Raw genomic sequence first — 17504 nt, 5'->3', positions numbered from 1 at the left:
CGGTTTGCATCGGAGCCGGGAGGAGCCGGATGCTTCAGGGAGGACTGCCCTGCCCTGTTTTCCCGTCTGCATGCGCCGATGAGATGAGCTTCCCGCCCGATCGCTCAAACACGCATGAGGTTACGCCATGATGGCCGCATGGGCTGGCATGGCCGAAGCGCGGCGCTTCACCGCCAGGACGGGCAGACGAACATCTGCCGGTGCACGAGGTCGGCAAAGCATGCCGGATTGCACTGGGAGACTTGGGACCATCGAGGGTCAGAGTTCGCCTATCGTGGACCATCAACATGGCCCCGCACCGTTCAGATCTTCTCGACCGATGTGGTGTGAACCGGCTGGTCGCAGGCCGCACGGGGAATGGCGCAGGATTGGGAAACCGCGCCTGGCAAGACGCTCAGGACCGGCCGGTTGAAGCGCATGGTGGAGCCATGACGGACGAAGGTCGTGGGACGCCCGCCATGGCTCCGGGCTCCCGATAGCGGCTTACACAACGCTCGCATATACAGCGCATGGTTCAACGCATCGCTTTAAAGGACCTTCCGCTAGCAAGGCAAAGCCGCGCTGCGTGGGCTGTCCTAACGCTGGTTCGGGTTAAGCTCGTTGTGAGGCGAGCGCCAGCGCCGTAAGACGCCGGCGCATGATCCTGTGGGCCTTCAGCCTGTATGTGCTGCGACGTTCTTCGGGTTGGTGCCGAGCGGCCCGCGGCGATCCACCACGGTGATCCTGCGGGCCTTCGCTTCGATCACCAGGCGTTCGAGGACGCCGTTCCCCGGGAAGGCGACGACGTAGCGCGGATCAACCGACAGCATGCGCTCATTGCGCTTGAAGCCAGCTCGGGCGCCCAGCCTAAGATCGAGCGAGAACGTGACCTGAGGAATGGACCGACGCTCGGCCCAGCTTGCGGCGAGGCGATCGGCGCCCTTGGTGTCGCCGCCATGGATGAGCACCATGTCAGGGACCCGGTCACGGACCTTGTCGAGGGTAGCCCAGACATTCTCGGCAAAGGTCAGCGCATCGGCTTCACTCGCGTGCCGGGTACGCCCGCCAGCGAAGACCACGGGGGATCCCTCGGGGAGTGCGGCCTTGCGCTTGGCCTCGGCCCGGGCACGCAGGAAGTCGCGCCCTTCGACGAGCGCAGAGGTCAGCATGGCACCGTGATTGAAGCGCGAGCTGGAGACAGGCCGCCAGGATGACCCGAACTCGTTGAGGTAGAGGCTCGCTGCGACCTCGCGCATTTCCTCGAAGGCAAGCATCGCCTGCTCGGCGCACTGTGCGCGCTCGACCTGTGTCTCGAGGTCATAGGCATGCACCTCCGAGCCGTCGGCCGTAGCGATCAGGGCGCGGACCTCGTCGGTCGCCTGGTCGAGTGCAGAACCCTTGCGGGTTGCGGCGCGGTGGAAGATGTTGACGAGCGCCCAGCCGAGATCCTCGGCATCGGCCTCCAATGCGGTGCCTGTGACCATGGCGAAGAGATCGGACCAGACTGCTTCGACGGTCTGGACAACCGCGTCCCGGACCGGGAAATCGCTGGTCGATACAGGTGCAGGTCCGACCGAGAAACTGGCGAGGTCAAGGCCGGCGAGTTGGTCCGCGAAAGAGCTGTGCATGGGGTGTCCTCCTGACTGACGTGACGCCGATGCAGCCGTTCGGGGCTGCGCCAGCGAGAGCCCGTCGGGTCCGGCACCCAGGCCGCCTTGCGCACCCGTCAGGGGGAACCCGCCAGGGTGGGCTGGCGCGGGCCGGCCTCACGCCCGCAGGGCGGAGGCCAACACGGGCCCAACTGGGCCGGGTTGCGCAAGGCGGGCGGCCGGACCAGGGCCTCTCTCGCCTGGCGCCAGTCCAGACGGCGGCAGATGGGCCGAGGGGCAACAGGCCACGGTTCAAGCTGGTAGAGCCCCGTGATCAAGGTTGGATTCCAAGGGAGTGTAGTGCTCGGTCGGGGAGCGCAGAGCGACATAACTGGGAGTCCCGATCCCAGCCCGAGGGGGGCTTACACATCAAGTGCAAGGCTATGGGTACCACTCCGCGCTGCTGCGTGTGCAGACCTGAGTCATGCCGGCCACAAACAGTAATCAGCTCGTGCACTGCGCTACGGGGGAAAACTTGCGCGCTGTGACTAGCAACCAGAAATCCGTTCGATAGCTTATTCGGATTACAGGCTCAGGTTCTTGAGCCGTTGCCCATCGGAGGGGGCTGGTGACAAGTGAAATCTCAGAGGCAGCGGACGCATTAGATCAGCTTGGGTCAGCGATTCTTGCTGCCGTTCCGGATGACCGGCCGTTCTCCGAGATCTGGGGCGGCTGGAACCTGCCAGCTATCACCAAGAGTGACCTAGCGAGAGTTCCACAACAACTTGCACTGCGCCTAAGAGGAATAAGCGAGAAATCGCTGTCTGCTGAGGCTCTCCAAGCACTGCGCACGGCGCCCACGCGGGCAGGGTGGATCCGCGTCAATACATTGCCACAAATGCCTGGCGGCAACGCTTACATGGCTGTGTCAGTCGTGAAGGATTTCTGCGAGGCAATAAGCAGCGCCCTCCCGCCCCCACCGCCTGCCCAAGTTTCTTTGGACTGGAAGGCACCGGAGACACAGAAGCTCTTGCCGCCAGAACTTCTGAAGCGCCTTCGTGCGGTTGAGGCGTCGTTGAAAAACGTTGAGCCTCGCGCGGCACAGATATCTAGCGACCTTGAGTTTGTAAAAGGGGCCCGCGAGGCCGCCGAAGAACTCCCGACATCCCTGCAGGATCTCGCCGAGAAACAGCAGGCACTGGAAACGCTCTACAAGCAAGCCACTGAGACAGAAGAGGCGATTGGGCGCCGAAACACCGCAAGCATCGCTGCCCTTACAGAGATGAACCGCGGAAAAGCCGAAGCAGCCGCAGTGCTAACTAAGCTGAACGAGGCATATCGCGCCGCTACAACTCAGGGTTTAGCGGCAGCTTTTACTCAAAAGGCTGCAACACTGAATCGAACGCTGTTTTTCTGGATATTAGCTCTAGCTGTCGATTTAACGGCAGCTGCTTGGCTATCTCACATTCGGTTCAGCGAAATGGCTGTATTATTGCGCGACAAGAACATATCTACTGACCGACTCTGGATCGAAGCTGCCCTAGCTGTATTGGGAATTGGCGGCCCTGTCTGGTTCGCCTGGCTTGCGACGAAACAGATCGGTCAACGGTTCCGCATGGCAGAAGATTATGCGTTCAAAGCGACTGTAGCAAAGGCATACGAAGGCTACCGAGCAGAAGCTCAGCAGCTAGCTGGGCAAGAATCAGGTACAAATTTGCAAGGCAGACTCTTCTCCTCAGCTGTTGAGCGTTTAGAAGAAGCACCGCTTCGCTTGATCGAGCCTCACTCACATGGAGGCCCGTTGGCTGAATTGATGCAGAGTCCCGCGTTCGAGGCAGCTAGTAAGGCCGTACCAGCGCTTCGAGATACAGCTTCCAAGTTACTGGGTACGCGGGGGAAAGGCGCCGGTGTGCCTGACGACTTGCCCGACCCGAGCTAATGGCAAACGCCGGCTAAGTACCTGCAATTGGCGCTTCCGCCCCAGCCTAGGTTTCTATGACTTGGCGGGCCGCAGCAAGAGCCAGACCTCGACAGAGGCTCGTGTTGTCTGTGGCTTCGGCCCCATCAAACGGACCTGAGAGCAGTCCTCTGTCGCTTAAATGCTGCATCGAAAGCAGCATTTTGGTGCAGTGAACCGCCGATTGCGCTCAAGCCGCCAGCGAGTCGGCAGCGGACGCATGATTAGGATCGCTTGCAAGGCTGCGCCCGCCCAGTTGCAGGATGAGCGCCGAGGCCTCCTCGGCCTTCGCCGCGGCCGTCAGAATAGCGCGCTCGTCGTCTTTCAAGAGCTTCAGCCAGTGGTCGATGTAGCTCGCGTGGCTGTCGAGATGTGTCACGGGAAGGCCGAGCTCGGCCCCCAGCATGGCACTGGACAGTTCCGCGATCAGCTCCTCGGCGGCATAGGCCTCGGTCCCGAAACGGTGCTTGAGATCGCGCCCCAGGCGGCTTGCATGCCCGGTCCAGTGCGAGAGCTCGTGCGCCAGGGTCGCGTAGTAGTGATCAAACCCGGCGAACAGGGTTGGGGGGGGCATGGTCACCCGGTCCGGGGTGGGCTCATAGTAGGCCTCATCACCCTGGTGCCGCAGATGGACGGGGATGGCGGCGAAGAAGGCGTCGAGTTCGACCGCCCGCCCTTCAGGCTCGACCAGTCCGAGTGATGCCGCGGGGTGGAAACGCTCAGGCAGTCCCTCGACCTGGTCGGCATTGAACACCGAGTAGGCTTTGAGCACCCGGCGTGCTTCATCGGTCCGCTCGCCGGACTCGGGGACTTCCACCTCACGGGTGTAGCTCTTGTAGAAGATGGCGATGGTGGACGTCTCGCCCTTGCGGACCTGCCCGCCGAACGCCTTGGCCTGGTTGTAGGTCATCCAGAACGGCGAGACGTAGCCGCACATGTCGGCCACCATCCAGAGCCAGAACACGTTCATGCCCCGATAGGGAATGCCGCAGGCCCGCAGCGGCCGGGAGACTGGAATGCCGCGCCATGGCTTGATCCACGGCTTGGTGCCGGCCTCGAGCCGGGCGATGATTTCCTGGGTGATACGGGCCGCTGGCGAGGGCGTGCTGCTATACTTCTTGCGGTTCGTCATGACGGATCTCCTGAACACGGCACGAAGTTCGGCCGGCATCCTTGCCGCCGGTCGGTGCCGCAGAGTTCCAGGCCCCCTTTCCTCTCCTTACAAAGGCGAAGCGGCCCCCCGGGATGAGCCGGAGGACCGCTTCGCGAGGGTGCGAACGGCCTAACCTGTCAGGAGGAGGTCAGGCGGCCAGTTCGCGGGGGGGCTGACTTTCGGAATTTCCGGCGACTTGCTCCTCTTGATCGACCAGCGCCTCTGCAGTGCTCTCTGGCGCCAGAGGCGGGAAGCGCATCACCTCGGGAACCCAGGCCAGCGCCTTCTCACGCACCTCGGCCTCGGTGATGTAGGTCCCCGCAAAGACGCGCTCCGCGCTCATCGCGAGGTCCGCCTTCTTCACCGGGGCAAAGCGCGAGGAGAGTTCGAGCCCGCCGATGTCAGTCAGGGCGTCGAGGATCGTCTGCTTGGAGACCCGGTCGAAGTAGTTTGCCGCAGTCGGGCGCCACCACTTCGCCATGTCGATGCCGATCAGGCCGCCCAGGTGATCCTGAAACGGCAGGCGGCGTTCACCGGCCATGTTGAGGCTCGCCTCGAGCGAACGGGCGACCACAAAGCCGAGCCATGCGGCCCGGCGGTCCTCGGGAAGGCTGCGGTAGAGGTCGAAGCGAGCGGATGCGTCTTCACCCTTGCGCCAAGTTTCATCGAGGGCCGACCTGAGCTCAGCCAGAGCGGTGCTGGCGGGGGCGTCCGGAGCCTCGAAGCCGATGATCGGCCCCGACGGGACTGGGCCCCTGATCGTGGTGGAGGCTCGTGCCCGCCAATCATGATGATCGGCGTCGGCAAGCGAGAACACAATGAGGTCGAGGGCGAGCGCCGGATCGGACGCAAGATGCACGGCCAGGACATCCCGCCGCTGCATGGCGAGCTCGTCGACGAGGCGCTTGGAGAGCGCGCAGCGCCGGCGGTTCTCACCAGCCGGGGCCGGAACGACCTCGATCGCGCCCTCATCGTCCGGGTCCTCGGCCGCGGCGGCGCCGTAGAACACCGGCTGAAGAACCGGCGTTCCGTCACGCGACAGCACGAGGACCATGCCAGCCTCGGCCTTGAGCTCCGGGGCAAGGACGGGCGGCCGGGCACGAATGTCCTGACATTCGCGCTCGATTGCCTCGATCGCCGCCTCGGCGGCGGCGACCGCTTCATCGGCGCTATCCTCGTCTTCGAGAATGGCGGCATGTTCATCATAGGAAGCATCGAGTTCGCTAAGCCGCGCAAGTTCAGCGTCGGTGAGAGGCGCCGGCTGTGCCGGCAGACGAACCAGACCTTCGATAAGTTCGTGGCTGGTATAGGGATCGAGCGTCGGCTTGACCCAGGCCAGTCCCTGCTCGGCGGCCAGGGACCGCGCGTGCCCTTCCATCCTGGCCATGGCGAGGGTCTCGAGCAGCGCCACATCAGACCATGCCTCGCTATCCTCGTCATCGAACAGTTCGCGCTCGATCCTGCCCCCGGCCGCGATGTATGCGTCGCGGCCGACCAGACGGGCCCTCGGATCGCTGCCGCGCACCGTGCCCGAGAGCACCATGCGCCGGACGCTGTCAGCATTCGGCGCGTAGTAGGGGGCGTTGATCTGCTCGAAGACCCGCGCCTGGATCTCCTGATCGGAGGTCGCGCCAAAAGCCTTGGCGAGGTCGAGGGTGATCTCGCCAGCGGCGAGAGCCTCGAACACGACGGGGGCAAGGTTCGCGAGCCGCAGGCGCCCCTCCACGAACCGGACGGTGAGGCCAAAGCGGCGCGCGACCTCTTCTGCGGACGCACCGGTTTGGATCAGCGCAGCGAATGCCTGCGCCTCGTCAGCGGGATTCATCGCGAGACGGTGGAAATTCTCGGCCAGGCTCGTTCCGGCCGTTTCTTCCGTCGCATCTTCGAGGACAAGGCACATGACCTCGTGGTCACGCGGCAGGACCTTGTCATCCGCGAGGGCGAGCATGGCCCGGCGGCGGCGCTCACCCGCCTCGACCTCGAACTTGCCCTTGGTAGCGGGCCGCACGATGAGGTTCTGCAGAAGGCCGTGGGCGGCAATGCTCGCCTTGAGTTCCGCATCGGCTGCAGGATCGCCGTGGCGGCGGACATTGCGGGGCGACTGCACAAGCTTGTTGAGCGGGATCGACTTGATCATGGGACACACTCCTGATTGCGAGCCCGGTGCATCGACCTTCGACGCCCAGCCAGCTCACCCAGGGCAAAGCCCCCTCCCCTCTCCTGTCGATCGCCGCGTTGCCGCCCTACCGGACGAAGCCAGTCCTGCCGCGGATACCCCGCCGGATTGGATTTGTGCCGATTGAGCTAGGGACGCACTGGCCCCCCCGGGCTAGATGTTAGGGCGCTTGCGCCCAGATTGGCCTGGTGACCGCACCTCGATATCCATTACGTGACTGGCGGCCACCCACCTGATCCTCCCGACAAAGCAGGTGGCAAAAGCGACTGGAGGAAAGAGGCGCGCGGGCTCGTGCGGCGTCTGGACCAGCTTTTGGCGGACCAGCTGTCCAAGCCTCTACCCGACTGCGACATGGATGCCATCGAGCTTGCCGAGGCGATCTACCGCTTTCGGCGGCGACGGGATCTGCTGCTCCAGCACCGGGGCATCGCGCAACTCTTTACCGACCCCGCATGGGATATGCTGCTCGACCTTTTCATCGCACGAGGGCGCGGCAAGTCCATCTCGATCACCAGCCTGAGTATCGCCGGCTGCGTTCCTGCAACGACGGGGCTGCGCTGGATCGAGCTCCTGGTGAGCAATGGCCTGGCAAGTCGGCGCGCCGATGAAACGGACGGACGACGGACGTTCATCGAGATCAGCGATACAGGGTACCGGATGCTCGAGGACCTGCTTAGCGGGCACGGTCATGAGGCCGCCGGGCCCGTTTAGATAACGGCCGCTCAGGACTCTCCGGCCGGCAGGTCGACCACGCGAAACACCGCGCCTGATCCGGCATCACGCACGAGATCCACCCGCTGCCCGTCCCAGTGATAATCGAAGTGCCGGCCCTGCACTGGGCTGGCGGCGCCATCCGGATAGAACAGCGCGGCGCACTCTCCGCTGGCATGGCGCACGCTGGGATAGACGATACCATTCGAGCCAGCGGCCCTGAGGCTGCCCGCGAGCGCCTGCGCGGCCGAGTAGTCTAGGGGATCGAGTACCGGGGCAAGCGCAGCGGCTTGCCCCCTGAGATCATGGAGGTCCGCTGCCACCGAAAGCACGATCTCGCGGAATTGCGCGGTCCAACCAGGGGCTTCGCGCGTCCGCAGCATGAAGCGGGCATGATGGTGGATCGTCTCGAACAGGGCGGTCTCGAAGCTGATGCCGACATAGAGCACGCCGTAGCTCCCGTTCGTGAAGCGGCTTGGCCGGTTGGTGCTCACATGGGTGAAGGGTGCCATCAGAAACGACGCGCCGGCGCCGCCGACCCGGCGCTCGGCGGGGACGAGGTCGAGATTGCCGATCGTCGCCATGATTCGCGGGTTGGTTTTCTGTTCGGCAGAAATGAGGAGCGGCCAATCGGCCGGGTCTGCAATATCCTCGAACAGGTCGATCGGCGGAAAGGCGCTGCGGATAATCCGCACCGCCCCTTGCCACTCAATGCGGCTGATCGGGATGGCCGGCGCGGAGCTCACCAGCCTCCACGCTCGGCGTCGAGGTAACGGCGCACCCGCATGATATCGGTGAGCTCACCGCCGAGCATCACCTCGAGCGCACTTGCGCCGCCAAAGGCCTCGTTCGCGGCCTTGATCCAGGCATAACCGCGCGGCGCTTCGGAAAAGATCAGCCGGAGCGCCTTGTGGATGCCCATGAGATTAGAGAGCCGCGCGCACCCGTCGCGAGAGATGCGGCCAGGCCCTTCGGCTTTCCAGCGGCGGTAGGAGCGGAGCGGCATGTCGAGGAGCGTTGCCGCCTGCTCGTCGGTCAGTTCCCACCGGCCAAACAGACCGAGAACCGCCCTGAACATGGCAGCTGCCTCGTTCTGGGTGATGGGTTCAGGACGAAACGCCGGAACTGCGGTATCAACAGGTTGTAGAGCCAGCATGCCAATTCTCCATTGGGCAGCATATAAGCCCGTGAATGCCAATTGGCAATGATCCCCGAGTAGGCGTCCATTTGGCATCTGATGTTGCTCACAAGATGGCCCAGTGGTCACGCCGTCTGGGGCCGTCGTGCCCTGAGCTCATCATTCCAGTCCCATCCAGTGGCAGCAGGCACGCGTGATAGGATGACACGATCGACTGCGCCGTAGGCCTTCCTGGCGCGCTCCTCGGCGAGAGCCCCTCCTGCGTCATTGTCTATGAAGAGGTGGAGTTCGCGCACGCTCTCGGGAATGGCAACGAGGCCGAAGCGTTCGTTTCCAAGCGAAGCCCAGCAGGGCACATCGAAGAGCTCCATGGCGGCGAGCGCGCTTTCAATGCCTTCGGCAAGGCCGAGGCGTCCAAGTGCCGGCGGCGCGAGGCGCACGGCGCCGCAGTCCAAGCTCCCAAGCGCCCTCTTGGGTCGCTCGAAGGCTGCAAGTGTGCCGTCTGGAGCGTTCAGGAAGGTGCGGTGCACCGCGATGACACCAGTGTCGTCGGTGACTGCCGCGAGCATGGCCGGCAGGAAACGGACCGCTCCCTTGGGCCCTAGAGGCGTGTGTGCCAGGAACCGGAGCTGGTTCGAGGTTCGTTGCAGGCCGCGCCGGGCCAGGTAACGCTCCGCAGGGCTCTGTGCGATCGGCACTGCGGCTCGCCAGAGGCGCAGCGCATTGCGGCTCGACAGTCGATCAGCAGGCCGCTCTGCGGGCGGCGCGCCTGTGCCGTCAAACAACTCGCGCGGCCGAATGCCTCCGCGGTCCAGCGCCGCGATCACCTCGGCATTAGAGCAGCCAGCGAAGCAGTGAAACAGGATCGCCTTGCGGCCGAGGGAAACACTCAAGGAGGGCGTGCGGTCGTCATGGGCGGGACAGCAGCACATGCCCTTGCCCCGCCGCCACACGCCGCCAAGGCTCTCAACGATCGAGCGCGCCCGGTACTCGAGTGCATCACTGTTAGCTATGTGGGGCATCGGCCTACTCCGGTTCGATTGCCCTTCCCCGCGCAGCCTCCACTCTGCGCTCATGCCAATCCATTTTCCTACACGGCATGTTCTTTATATGTTCTCACTCAACTTGGCCAGAGAGGAGTCGAGACATGGTGCCGCTATCCCGCCTCATCGGAATGGTTGGCCTAGCTATTGCAGTGGCCTTCCCCGCGGGGGCGCAGGAGACAACCGCGCCGAAGGAACTTGCCTCGCCTCTTGCAGTGCTCCCTGGAGTTAGGGTCGACGAAACGTCTGGCGGATTCCAGCTGATCCAACACGGGATCTGGGCATCGACCCTGCCTGCCACACGGACAAACTCAGAGAAGGCGGCGGCGCCAACAAAGCCCGCGGTGCCACGGTGGCAGCCGCGCCCTGGACAACCAACTGACGAGCGCCGCGCCAGCTATCTACGACATGTCCAGGCGGCTGAAGCGCGATATGCGCTTCCTGCCGGGCTTCTCGATGCGCTGGTCTGGACGGAGTCGCGGTACAATCCGTTCGCGATGAGCAAGGCCGGAGCAGCAGGCTTGGGGCAGCTCATGCCGGCGACAGCACGACTGCTGGGCGTGTCCAACCGCTTCCAGCCAATCGACAACATATACGGGGCTGCTCGATATTTGCGGTGGATGCTTGACCGCTTCGGCATGGTCCACCTGGCGGTGGCAGCGTACAATGCAGGTCCCGGAGCAGTGAGCCGTGCCGGGGGTGTCCCGCTGAACGGCGAAACGCCGGGCTACGTCCGCGAGGTGTTGCGGCACTGGAAGAATGAGCTGGAGTGAGCCGTGCTGAACCGTCGAAGGATGCGCTTGTCAGGACGACTGACCAAGGGGGCTCGCAGCCTCTTGATCACCACGCCCGATGAGGGAACCTGGATCGTGGACGCACCGGAGTTCGACGGCGCGTTGCTCGAGCAGAACGTCATCGTGGAGGGCGTGCTCAAGAGCCCCGAACGCATCCTGGCGGACTGGATCGGAATCGCCGCCTAACACGCAGAGCGCCGTTGCCGGCTGAGTGTGGACGCTCGACCCACTACGCAGCGCGGCGCCGCCCCTTCTTGATGTCGACCACCTTGCCTCCGTCGAGGAAGTCCGCCCAATCCTGCATCATTCGCCGCCGCGGAGCGAGATACTCCGCCGCATTGTAGGCGCTGCGCACTTCGTTCTTCTCGGAATGAGCCAGTTGAAGCTCGACCCAGTCCTCGTGGTACCTGCGGATCCACATCGGCGGCTTGCCGAACTCCACCAGTTGCTCGTTGGCCCAAGTGCTCGCCAGACCGCGAAATCCATGAACGGTCTGCCTCGTGTGATAGCCCAGGCGGTAGAGGCCGTAGATCATCGTGTTCTCCGAGAGGGGCTTGTCCGGATGGCCTCCAGGAAAAACGAAGTCGCCCGTCGCCTCGGAGAATCGGCGCTGGGCGATTTGCGCCGCCTGAGCCGACAGGGGCACAAGGTGCTCGCGCCCCATCTTCATCCTCGACGCAGGGATCCGCCAGAGTGGCTCCTTGCCGCCCAATCCTTCGAACTCCGATTTGACTGCAAAGCGAAGCTCTTTCGTCCGTACCCAGGTCAACAAGGCGAACAGCAGCGCGTCGCGAGTGATCACCGACCGCCGATCGCCCTCTTCCTGATAGGCGCGGAGCTTCTCGAGTAGCGATGGCAACTCGCTCAGCGGGACGCGGCTCATGTGCTGCACGCGGGGGCGAGGCTTTAAGGCGCCGCGCAGATGGGCGGTCGGGTCATTGCTCGTGAGACCGCAGGCGATTGCAAACTGGAAGACCTGCCCTACTCCCTGCTTGGCACGGCGGCTGATATCCAGCGCCTCACGCGCCTCGATCTTGCGGATCATCTCCAGCACATGGGGCGGCGTGATTTCGTCGATCGGCATTTGGCCGAGTTCAGGGAACACGTCCCGCTCCATTCTCGACCAGACCCGTTCTGCATGGGCGGGATGCAGCGATGACTTGCGGTTCATGTGCCAGCGCTCCGCGACCTCGAAGAAAGTGTTGCCGCCAGCAGGCTTCGCGTCGTCCTTTGCCTTCATCGGGTCTGTGCCCTCGGAAAGCTGAACCTTGGCGGCGTTCCGTTTGTCCCTTGCGGCCGCGATTCCGACGCCCGGGTAAGCACCGAACGAGAGCAGCTTCTCCTTTCCCGCGACGCGGTACTTCATGCGCCAGAGCTTGGTGCCGTTTGGCTGCACCAGCAGGAACAAGCCGCCGCTGTCGGCCAGCTTGTAAGCTCGCTCAGCGGGCTTCGCAGTACGGACCTGAGTGTCTGTCAGAGGCATGGGGGTATCGCTCCTTTGCGCTACTCCGCGAAAATACCCCCAAAATACCCCCACACCAAATCTGGCTGCATGTGGAAGGACAAGGGCGAATGCGGACGCGAATCGCCCGCAACCCTCTACTTTTCGGCTGTTTTTTGGAAAAATGCGGAAGCGTGTGGAAGCTTCCGGACAGGCCATTGGTAGCGGAGGAGGGACTCGAACCCCCGACACGCGGATTATGATTCCGCTGCTCTAACCGGCTGAGCTACTCCGCCCCATGGTCCACCCGGCATTGCCGGGCAGGCGGCGCTCTTAGGGCGCGGCGGGGGCTTGGTCAACCACCTCTTTTCAGGGCCGGACGACCGCGGAAAGACCAGCTTCCGGCAGCCTCCCAGGGCCCGCCGCGATAGCTCTGGAGGGCCAGGCCGACGAAGGCGAAGCGGCGTTCGATCGGCTCCCCGCGCAGGCGCGCCTGCAGGCTGCGGGCCTGCGCCGGTGGAACCTTGTTCTGGATCGTCAGGTGCAGCCGCGGGCTCGGCCGGTCCTGCGCCGTGAGCAGGCCGTGGAAGTGGTCCGCCAGGGCCTCGCGCAGCGCCAGCAGGCCTGGGCTGGCCAGGGCGAGCGCGGTGCCCTGGCCGAGATCGAGCAGCCCGGTGACGGCGCCGGCGATCGGCGCGTGGCGGGCGGCCTGCGCGGCCAGAACCTGCCGCAGCTCCGCACCGGCCGAGGCCGGCAGGGCCCGGAACAGCGTGACGTGGGCGGGCACGCGGTTGCGCTCGGGCGGATAGTGCGCCCGCCGCAGCCCGTCGGCCCAGGCGAACAGGTCGGGCGGGAGACTGGCCGTGACGATCAGCGGCCCCCGGTCGGGCGGCGCGCCGGCTTCGCTCACAGCTCGCCGCGGGCGCGGCGGATGGCGAACCACTTGGCGACGTTGCGGTTGTGCTCGGCCAGCGTGGCGGCGAAGGCATGGCCGCCGGTGCCATCGGCCACCATGTAGAGCGCGTCGGTATCGGCCGGGTTGAGCACAGCCTCAAGCGAGGCGCGCCCCGGATTGGTGATCGGTCCGCTGGGCAGGCCGACCATGGCATAGGTGTTGTAGCCGTTGACTGCAGCGATCTCGCTCTGGCGGATGCGCCGGCCCAGCGGCTTGCCGCGGGTGATCGGATAGATGATCGTCGGATCGGCCTGGAGCATCATGCCCTGGCGCAGCCGGTTGGAATAGAGCCCGGCAACCAGCCGGCGCTCCTCGGGCTTGCCGGTCTCCTTCTCGACGATCGAGGCGAGGATCACCGCCTCGCGCGGGGTGCGGGCAACGGTGCGCGGCGAGCGCTTCGGCCACAGCTCCTTGAGCGTGCGCGCCATGGCCTGCTGCATCCGGTCGACCACGGCCGCGCGGCTTTCGCCCACGCCGATTTCGTAGGTGTCGGGCAGGATCGAGCCCTCATCGGGCACGGCAATCTCGCCCGTCAAGTTGGCCTGCGCAGCCAGCCGTTCCTTGACCATGATCGAGGGCATGCCCTCGGGCACGGTCACGAAGCGGCGGATCACCTTGCCGCCCTGGAGAATGTCCAGGATGGTTGCCTGGCTGGCACCCTTCGGCAGCATGAAGGTGCCGGCCTTGATCGGCGCAGAGCCGCCCAGCAGCTTGGCCCGCAGCTTGAACACGGCGGACTGGTCCGTCGCGCCGAGGTCCTGCAGCTTCGCCGCGACCTGCCCGAAGCTGTCGCCCTGGGCGACGACAAACTCGGTGTCCTTGTCGAGCGGGCCGGGCAGATACCACCCGCCAACCAGCCACAGCAGGGCCAGGGCGGCCGCCAGCAAGGCGATCAGCTTGCCGCGGCGGCGCACGGGCTCAGACCTTCTTCATCACCAGGCTGGCATTGGTCCCGCCGAAGCCGAACGAATTGTTCAGCACGGCCCGCACCTCGCGCTGCTTGGCGACGAGCGGCACGAGGTCGACCCCTTCGGTGCCCTCGTCCGGGTTGTGCAGGTTGAGCGTGGGCGGGACGATCTGGTCGCGGATCGCGAGGATGCAGAAGATCGCCTCGACCGCGCCGGCGCCGCCGAGCAGGTGGCCGATGGCCGACTTGGTGCTGCTCATCGAGGCGCCCGACAGGTCGTCGCCCAGCACGCGCTTGACCGCGGCCAGTTCGATCGTGTCGGCCATGGTCGAGGTGCCGTGGGCGTTGACATAGTCGATGTCCCCCGGGGCCAGCCCGGCCTTGCGCAGCGCCATCCGCATGGCGAGTTCAGCGCCCTTGCCTTCCGGGTGCGGGGCGGTGACGTGATAGGCATCGCCCGACAGGCCGTAGCCGACCACCTCGGCATAGATTTTCGCGCCGCGGGCCTTGGCGTGTTCGTACTCTTCCAGCACCACCACCCCGGCGCCCTCGCCCATGACAAAGCCGTCGCGGTCCTTGTCGTAGGGGCGGCTGGCCTCGGTCGGACGGTCGTTGAAGCTGCAGTTGAGCGCACGCGCCTGGGCGAAGCCGGCCACGCCGAGCGGGTTGATCGTGCTCTCCGCCCCGCCCGCCAGCATGATGTCGGCATCGCCGTCCTTGATCATCCGCGCGGCATCGCCGATCGAGTGCGCGCCGGTCGAGCAGGCGGTCACCACCGCATGGTTCGGCCCCATCAGGCCATACTTGATCGAGACCTGCCCCGAGATCAGGTTGATCAGCCGGCCGTGGACGAAGTGCGGCGAGACGCGGCCGGGGCCCTTCTCGTGCAGCACGATGGATTCGCTCTCGATCCCCGGCAGCCCGCCGATGCCCGAACCGATCGAGCAGCCGGTGCGCAGCTTGAGATCGTCATCCATCTCGGTCAGCCCGGCGTCCTCGAGCGCCTGGCCGGCGGCGTCGATGCCGTAGACGATGAACGGATCGACCTGCCGCTGGATCTTGTGATCAACCCGCTTGCCGGGATCGAAGCCATAGGGGTGATCGGCCGGCTTCACCTCGCAGGCGATCTGGCACTTCTGGTCGCTGGCGTCGAAGCGCGTGATCGGACCTGCGCCCGACTTGCCTGCCAGCAGGTTGGCCCAGACGGTTTCCACATCGGCCCCCAGCGGGGTGACCAGACCGAGACCGGTGACGACGACACGACGCATATGCTGCTCCGAAACTTCCCGTTCGCGACCCTTCGGCACTGGCCGATAACCGCTGGCGACAGAAACACAACAGGCCCAACCCGAACAAGGGGCTGAGCCTGAAGTGGGTCCCGTGCCCGCACCCGGCAAGGGGCGCGGGGACTGCCCTCAAGCAAGCTCAGGGCGGCGGGTGGCGGTAAGGGCGATCAGCCCTTGTTTTCGTTGATGTACTTGATCGCGTCCGAGACGGTGCTGATCTTCTCGGCGGCGTCGTCGGGGATCTCGACCCCGAACTCTTCCTCGAAGGCCATCACGAGCTCGACGATGTCCAGGCTGTCGGCGCCCAGGTCGTCGATGAAGCTCGCGTCCTCGGTAACCTTGTCAGCCTCGACGCCGAGGTGCTCGACCACAATCTTCTTAACCCGGTCGGCGGTGTCGCTCATGGAATGTCCTCTCGTGAACGGGAGATGAAAAACTCGAAGGTGCCCTAATGTGCCGTGGCGGCGCTGGCAAGTGGTTGCGCGCGGGCTGGGGAAAAGGCCGGGACCGGCCGATTACGTGGCGTCAGCCCGGCCGGACGGGGGCATCCGCCCCGCCGGCCGGGCCGCGGCCCGCCTTCACCCCTTGGGCGGTTCGACCACGCGCAGATGCAGCTCACGCAGCTGCTTCGGCTCGGCCGGGCTCGGCGCGCCCATCAGCAGGTCCTCGGCGCGCTGGTTCATCGGGAACAGCGTGATCTCGCGCAGGTTCTGCGCCCCGCACAGCAGCATGACGATGCGATCGACGCCGGCGGCCATGCCGCCATGCGGCGGCGCGCCATACTGGAAGGCGCGGTAGAGCCCGCCGAAGCGCTCCTCGACGTCGGCCTTGCTGAGGCCGACCAGCTCGAAAGCCTTGACCATGGTCTCGGGCGACTGGTTGCGGATCGAGCCCGAGGCGATCTCGTAGCCGTTGCAGACCAGGTCATACTGGAACGCCTTGATCGTCAGCGGGTCCTGGCTGGTCAACGCCTCGATCCCGCCCTGCGGCATCGAGAACGGGTTGTGGCTGAACTCCACCTTCTTGCTGTCCTCGTCCCATTCGTAGAACGGGAAGTCGACGATCCAGCACAGCTCGAACCGGTCCTTGTCGATCAGGTCGAGCTGCTCGCCCACGCGGATGCGGGCCAGGCCGGCGAGCTTGGCCGCCTGCTCTTCCTTGCCGGCGGCAAAGAAGCAGCCGTCATCAGGGCCGAGGCCCAGCGCGTCGAACAGCGCGGCCATCTTTTCGGGCCCGTGGTTCTTGGCGATCGGCCCGCCGAACTCGCCGCCCTTGCGGGTGACATAGCCCAGCCCGGCATGCCCTTCCGAGCGGGCCCAGTCGTTCATGTCGTCGAAGAACTTGCGGCTCAGGCCGGCGGTGTTCGGCGCCGGGATCAGCCGCACCGTGCCGCCCGAGCCGACGATCTTGTCGAACAGGCCGAAGCCCGATCCGACAAACTCGCTGGTGACGTCGCGGATGATCAGCGGGTTGCGCAGGTCGGGCTTGTCCGAGCCGTACTTGAGCATGGCCTCGGCATAGGGGATGCGCGGGAAGCTGCCGATCGGGGTGACGGCCTTGCCCTCGGCAAAGGCCTCGAACACACCCCCGATCACCGGCTCCATCGTCTCCCAGACTTCCTCCTGGGTGACGAAGCTCATCTCGAGGTCGAGCTGGTAGAACTCGCCCGGCAGGCGGTCGGCGCGGGGGTCCTCGTCGCGGAAGCAGGGGGCGATCTGGAAGTAGCGGTCGAACCCGGCCACCATCAGCAGCTGCTTGTACTGCTGCGGGGCCTGCGGCAGCGCATAGAACTTGCCGGCGTGGATCCGGCTCGGCACCAGGAAGTCGCGCGCACCCTCGGGCGAGGAGGCGGTCAGGATCGGGGTCGAGTATTCGGTGAACCCGGCGCCTTCCATGCGCCGGCGCATGTCCGAGATCACCTTGGTGCGCTTGACGATGTTGGCGTGCAGCGTCTCGCGGCGCAGGTCGAGGAAGCGGTAGCGCAGGCGGATGTCCTCGGGATACTCCTGCTCGCCCGCCACCGGCATCGGCAGCTCCTCGGCGCGGCTCAGCACGGTGGCCTCGCGGGCGAAGACCTCGATCTCGCCGGTGGCCAGGTTGGGATTGACCGTCCCGGCACTGCGCGCCTTGACCAGGCCATCGATCGTGACGACGCTCTCCACCCGCAGCCCCTCGAGCAGCGGCAGCGCGGCGCTGTCCACGTCGGCCACCACCTGGGTGATGCCGTAGTGATCGCGCAGATCGACGAACAGCACCCCGCCATGGTCGCGCTTGCGGTGCACCCAGCCGGAGAGCCGGACGGTCTCGCCTTCGTTCGCGCGGGTCAGCGCGCCGCAGGTGTGGGAGCGATAGGGATGCATCGAAACTCTTTCCAT

General features: G+C 65.3%; 16 protein-coding genes and 1 tRNA gene. 4 read left to right on the top strand and 13 right to left on the bottom strand.

The features are described 5' to 3' along the window. Positions 1-653: 653 nt before the first annotated feature. The gene (locus H7F53_RS03505; RefSeq protein WP_185678082.1) at positions 654-1607 is read right to left on the bottom strand and encodes a DUF2493 domain-containing protein; all 954 of its coding nucleotides are present in this window, start codon (positions 1605-1607) and stop codon (positions 654-656) included. Between the two features lie 589 nt (positions 1608-2196). On the opposite strand from H7F53_RS03505, the gene H7F53_RS03500 reads away from it, so the two are divergent. Further along, positions 2197-3507: a hypothetical protein gene (locus H7F53_RS03500; protein WP_185678081.1), complete on the top strand. Its 1311-nt coding sequence runs from the start codon at positions 2197-2199 to the stop codon at positions 3505-3507. A 208-nt stretch (positions 3508-3715) separates the two neighbouring features. Here H7F53_RS03500 and H7F53_RS03495 read toward each other — a convergent pair whose 3' ends face one another. Beyond that, a complete protein-coding gene (locus H7F53_RS03495; RefSeq protein ID WP_185678080.1) occupies positions 3716-4657 on the bottom strand; it encodes an ArdC family protein in 942 nt (313 codons plus the stop codon). 169 nt (positions 4658-4826) lie between these two features. Then, a complete protein-coding gene (locus H7F53_RS03490; protein WP_185678079.1) occupies positions 4827-6815 on the bottom strand; it encodes a ParB/RepB/Spo0J family partition protein in 1989 nt (662 codons plus the stop codon). Between the two features lie 390 nt (positions 6816-7205). Here H7F53_RS03490 and H7F53_RS03485 point away from each other — a divergent pair, with 390 nt between their 5' ends. Beyond that, positions 7206-7565: a helix-turn-helix domain-containing protein gene (locus tag H7F53_RS03485; RefSeq protein ID WP_185678078.1), complete on the top strand. Its 360-nt coding sequence runs from the start codon at positions 7206-7208 to the stop codon at positions 7563-7565. 11 nt (positions 7566-7576) lie between these two features. Here H7F53_RS03485 and H7F53_RS03480 read toward each other — a convergent pair whose 3' ends face one another. The 3 genes from H7F53_RS03480 to H7F53_RS03470 form a co-directional block, all read right to left on the bottom strand. Beyond that, positions 7577-8311 carry an RES domain-containing protein gene (locus tag H7F53_RS03480; protein ID WP_185678077.1) on the bottom strand — a complete coding sequence of 245 codons (735 nt, stop codon included), beginning with the start codon at positions 8309-8311 and terminating at the stop codon, positions 7577-7579. Further along, a complete protein-coding gene (locus tag H7F53_RS03475; protein ID WP_185678076.1) occupies positions 8308-8721 on the bottom strand; it encodes an MbcA/ParS/Xre antitoxin family protein in 414 nt (137 codons plus the stop codon). Before H7F53_RS03475 ends, H7F53_RS03480 begins: the two co-directional genes overlap by 4 nt. A 107-nt stretch (positions 8722-8828) precedes the next feature. After that, a complete protein-coding gene (locus tag H7F53_RS03470; RefSeq protein WP_246438454.1) occupies positions 8829-9725 on the bottom strand; it encodes a DUF7146 domain-containing protein in 897 nt (298 codons plus the stop codon). 125 nt (positions 9726-9850) lie between these two features. On the opposite strand from H7F53_RS03470, the gene H7F53_RS03465 reads away from it, so the two are divergent. Both H7F53_RS03465 and H7F53_RS03460 read left to right on the top strand, forming a co-directional pair. After that, a complete protein-coding gene (locus H7F53_RS03465) occupies positions 9851-10519 on the top strand; it encodes a lytic transglycosylase domain-containing protein (protein ID WP_185678075.1) in 669 nt (222 codons plus the stop codon). Between the two features lie 21 nt (positions 10520-10540). Next, on the top strand, positions 10541-10726 hold the full coding sequence (locus H7F53_RS03460; RefSeq protein ID WP_281384729.1) for a DUF5818 domain-containing protein: 186 nt from the start codon (positions 10541-10543) through the stop codon (positions 10724-10726). Positions 10727-10769: 43 nt separating this feature from the next. On the opposite strand, the gene H7F53_RS03455 is transcribed toward H7F53_RS03460, so the two are convergent. The 7 genes from H7F53_RS03455 to aspS all read right to left on the bottom strand — a co-directional run bounded on the left by H7F53_RS03455 (position 10770) and on the right by aspS (position 17489). Then, entirely contained in the window at positions 10770-12023 is a 1254-nt protein-coding gene (locus H7F53_RS03455; protein ID WP_185678073.1) for a tyrosine-type recombinase/integrase, read from the bottom strand. 177 nt (positions 12024-12200) lie between these two features. Further along, positions 12201-12277, bottom strand: a tRNA-Met gene (locus H7F53_RS03450). 59 nt (positions 12278-12336) lie between these two features. Beyond that, positions 12337-12891 carry a 2'-5' RNA ligase family protein gene (locus tag H7F53_RS03445; RefSeq protein ID WP_185678072.1) on the bottom strand — a complete coding sequence of 185 codons (555 nt, stop codon included), beginning with the start codon at positions 12889-12891 and terminating at the stop codon, positions 12337-12339. Further along, the gene (gene mltG, locus H7F53_RS03440) at positions 12888-13850 is read right to left on the bottom strand and encodes an endolytic transglycosylase MltG (protein WP_185678071.1); all 963 of its coding nucleotides are present in this window, start codon (positions 13848-13850) and stop codon (positions 12888-12890) included. Before mltG ends, H7F53_RS03445 begins: the two co-directional genes overlap by 4 nt. 4 nt (positions 13851-13854) lie before the next feature. Next, positions 13855-15111, bottom strand: coding sequence for a beta-ketoacyl-ACP synthase II (gene fabF / locus H7F53_RS03435; protein WP_185678070.1), 1257 nt, complete (start codon positions 15109-15111; stop codon positions 13855-13857). Between the two features lie 185 nt (positions 15112-15296). Further along, positions 15297-15533, bottom strand: a complete 237-nt coding sequence (locus H7F53_RS03430; protein ID WP_185678069.1) for an acyl carrier protein — start codon at positions 15531-15533, stop codon at positions 15297-15299. Positions 15534-15707: 174 nt separating this feature from the next. After that, complete coding sequence (gene aspS / locus H7F53_RS03425) at positions 15708-17489, bottom strand: aspartate--tRNA ligase (protein WP_185678068.1); 1782 nt, start codon at positions 17487-17489, stop codon at positions 15708-15710. Between the last annotated feature and the right edge of the window lie 15 nt (positions 17490-17504).

It is taken from the genome of Novosphingobium piscinae (genome assembly GCF_014230355.1).
Classification (GTDB): domain Bacteria; phylum Pseudomonadota; class Alphaproteobacteria; order Sphingomonadales; family Sphingomonadaceae; genus Novosphingobium; species Novosphingobium piscinae.
Note: the sequence above shows the minus strand (reverse complement) of the source record. Positions and strands in the feature narration are given on the sequence as shown.

What these genes read in the sequence shown, in the direction of transcription:
- H7F53_RS03490 (WP_185678079.1), bottom strand. Translation starts at nt 6,815, where the DNA reads ATGATCAAGTCGATCCCGCTCAACAAGCTTGTGCAGTCGCCCCGCAAT.
- H7F53_RS03475 (WP_185678076.1), bottom strand. Translation starts at nt 8,721, where the DNA reads ATGCTGGCTCTACAACCTGTTGATACCGCAGTTCCGGCGTTTCGTCCT.
- aspS (WP_185678068.1), bottom strand. Translation starts at nt 17,489, where the DNA reads ATGCATCCCTATCGCTCCCACACCTGCGGCGCGCTGACCCGCGCGAAC.
- H7F53_RS03485 (WP_185678078.1), top strand. Translation starts at nt 7,206, where the DNA reads ATGGATGCCATCGAGCTTGCCGAGGCGATCTACCGCTTTCGGCGGCGA.
- H7F53_RS03460 (WP_281384729.1), top strand. Translation starts at nt 10,541, where the DNA reads ATGCGCTTGTCAGGACGACTGACCAAGGGGGCTCGCAGCCTCTTGATC.
- H7F53_RS03465 (WP_185678075.1), top strand. Translation starts at nt 9,851, where the DNA reads ATGGTGCCGCTATCCCGCCTCATCGGAATGGTTGGCCTAGCTATTGCA.
- H7F53_RS03505 (WP_185678082.1), bottom strand. Translation starts at nt 1,607, where the DNA reads ATGCACAGCTCTTTCGCGGACCAACTCGCCGGCCTTGACCTCGCCAGT.
- fabF (WP_185678070.1), bottom strand. Translation starts at nt 15,111, where the DNA reads ATGCGTCGTGTCGTCGTCACCGGTCTCGGTCTGGTCACCCCGCTGGGG.
- H7F53_RS03470 (WP_246438454.1), bottom strand. Translation starts at nt 9,725, where the DNA reads ATGCCCCACATAGCTAACAGTGATGCACTCGAGTACCGGGCGCGCTCG.
- H7F53_RS03430 (WP_185678069.1), bottom strand. Translation starts at nt 15,533, where the DNA reads ATGAGCGACACCGCCGACCGGGTTAAGAAGATTGTGGTCGAGCACCTC.
- H7F53_RS03455 (WP_185678073.1), bottom strand. Translation starts at nt 12,023, where the DNA reads ATGCCTCTGACAGACACTCAGGTCCGTACTGCGAAGCCCGCTGAGCGA.
- H7F53_RS03495 (WP_185678080.1), bottom strand. Translation starts at nt 4,657, where the DNA reads ATGACGAACCGCAAGAAGTATAGCAGCACGCCCTCGCCAGCGGCCCGT.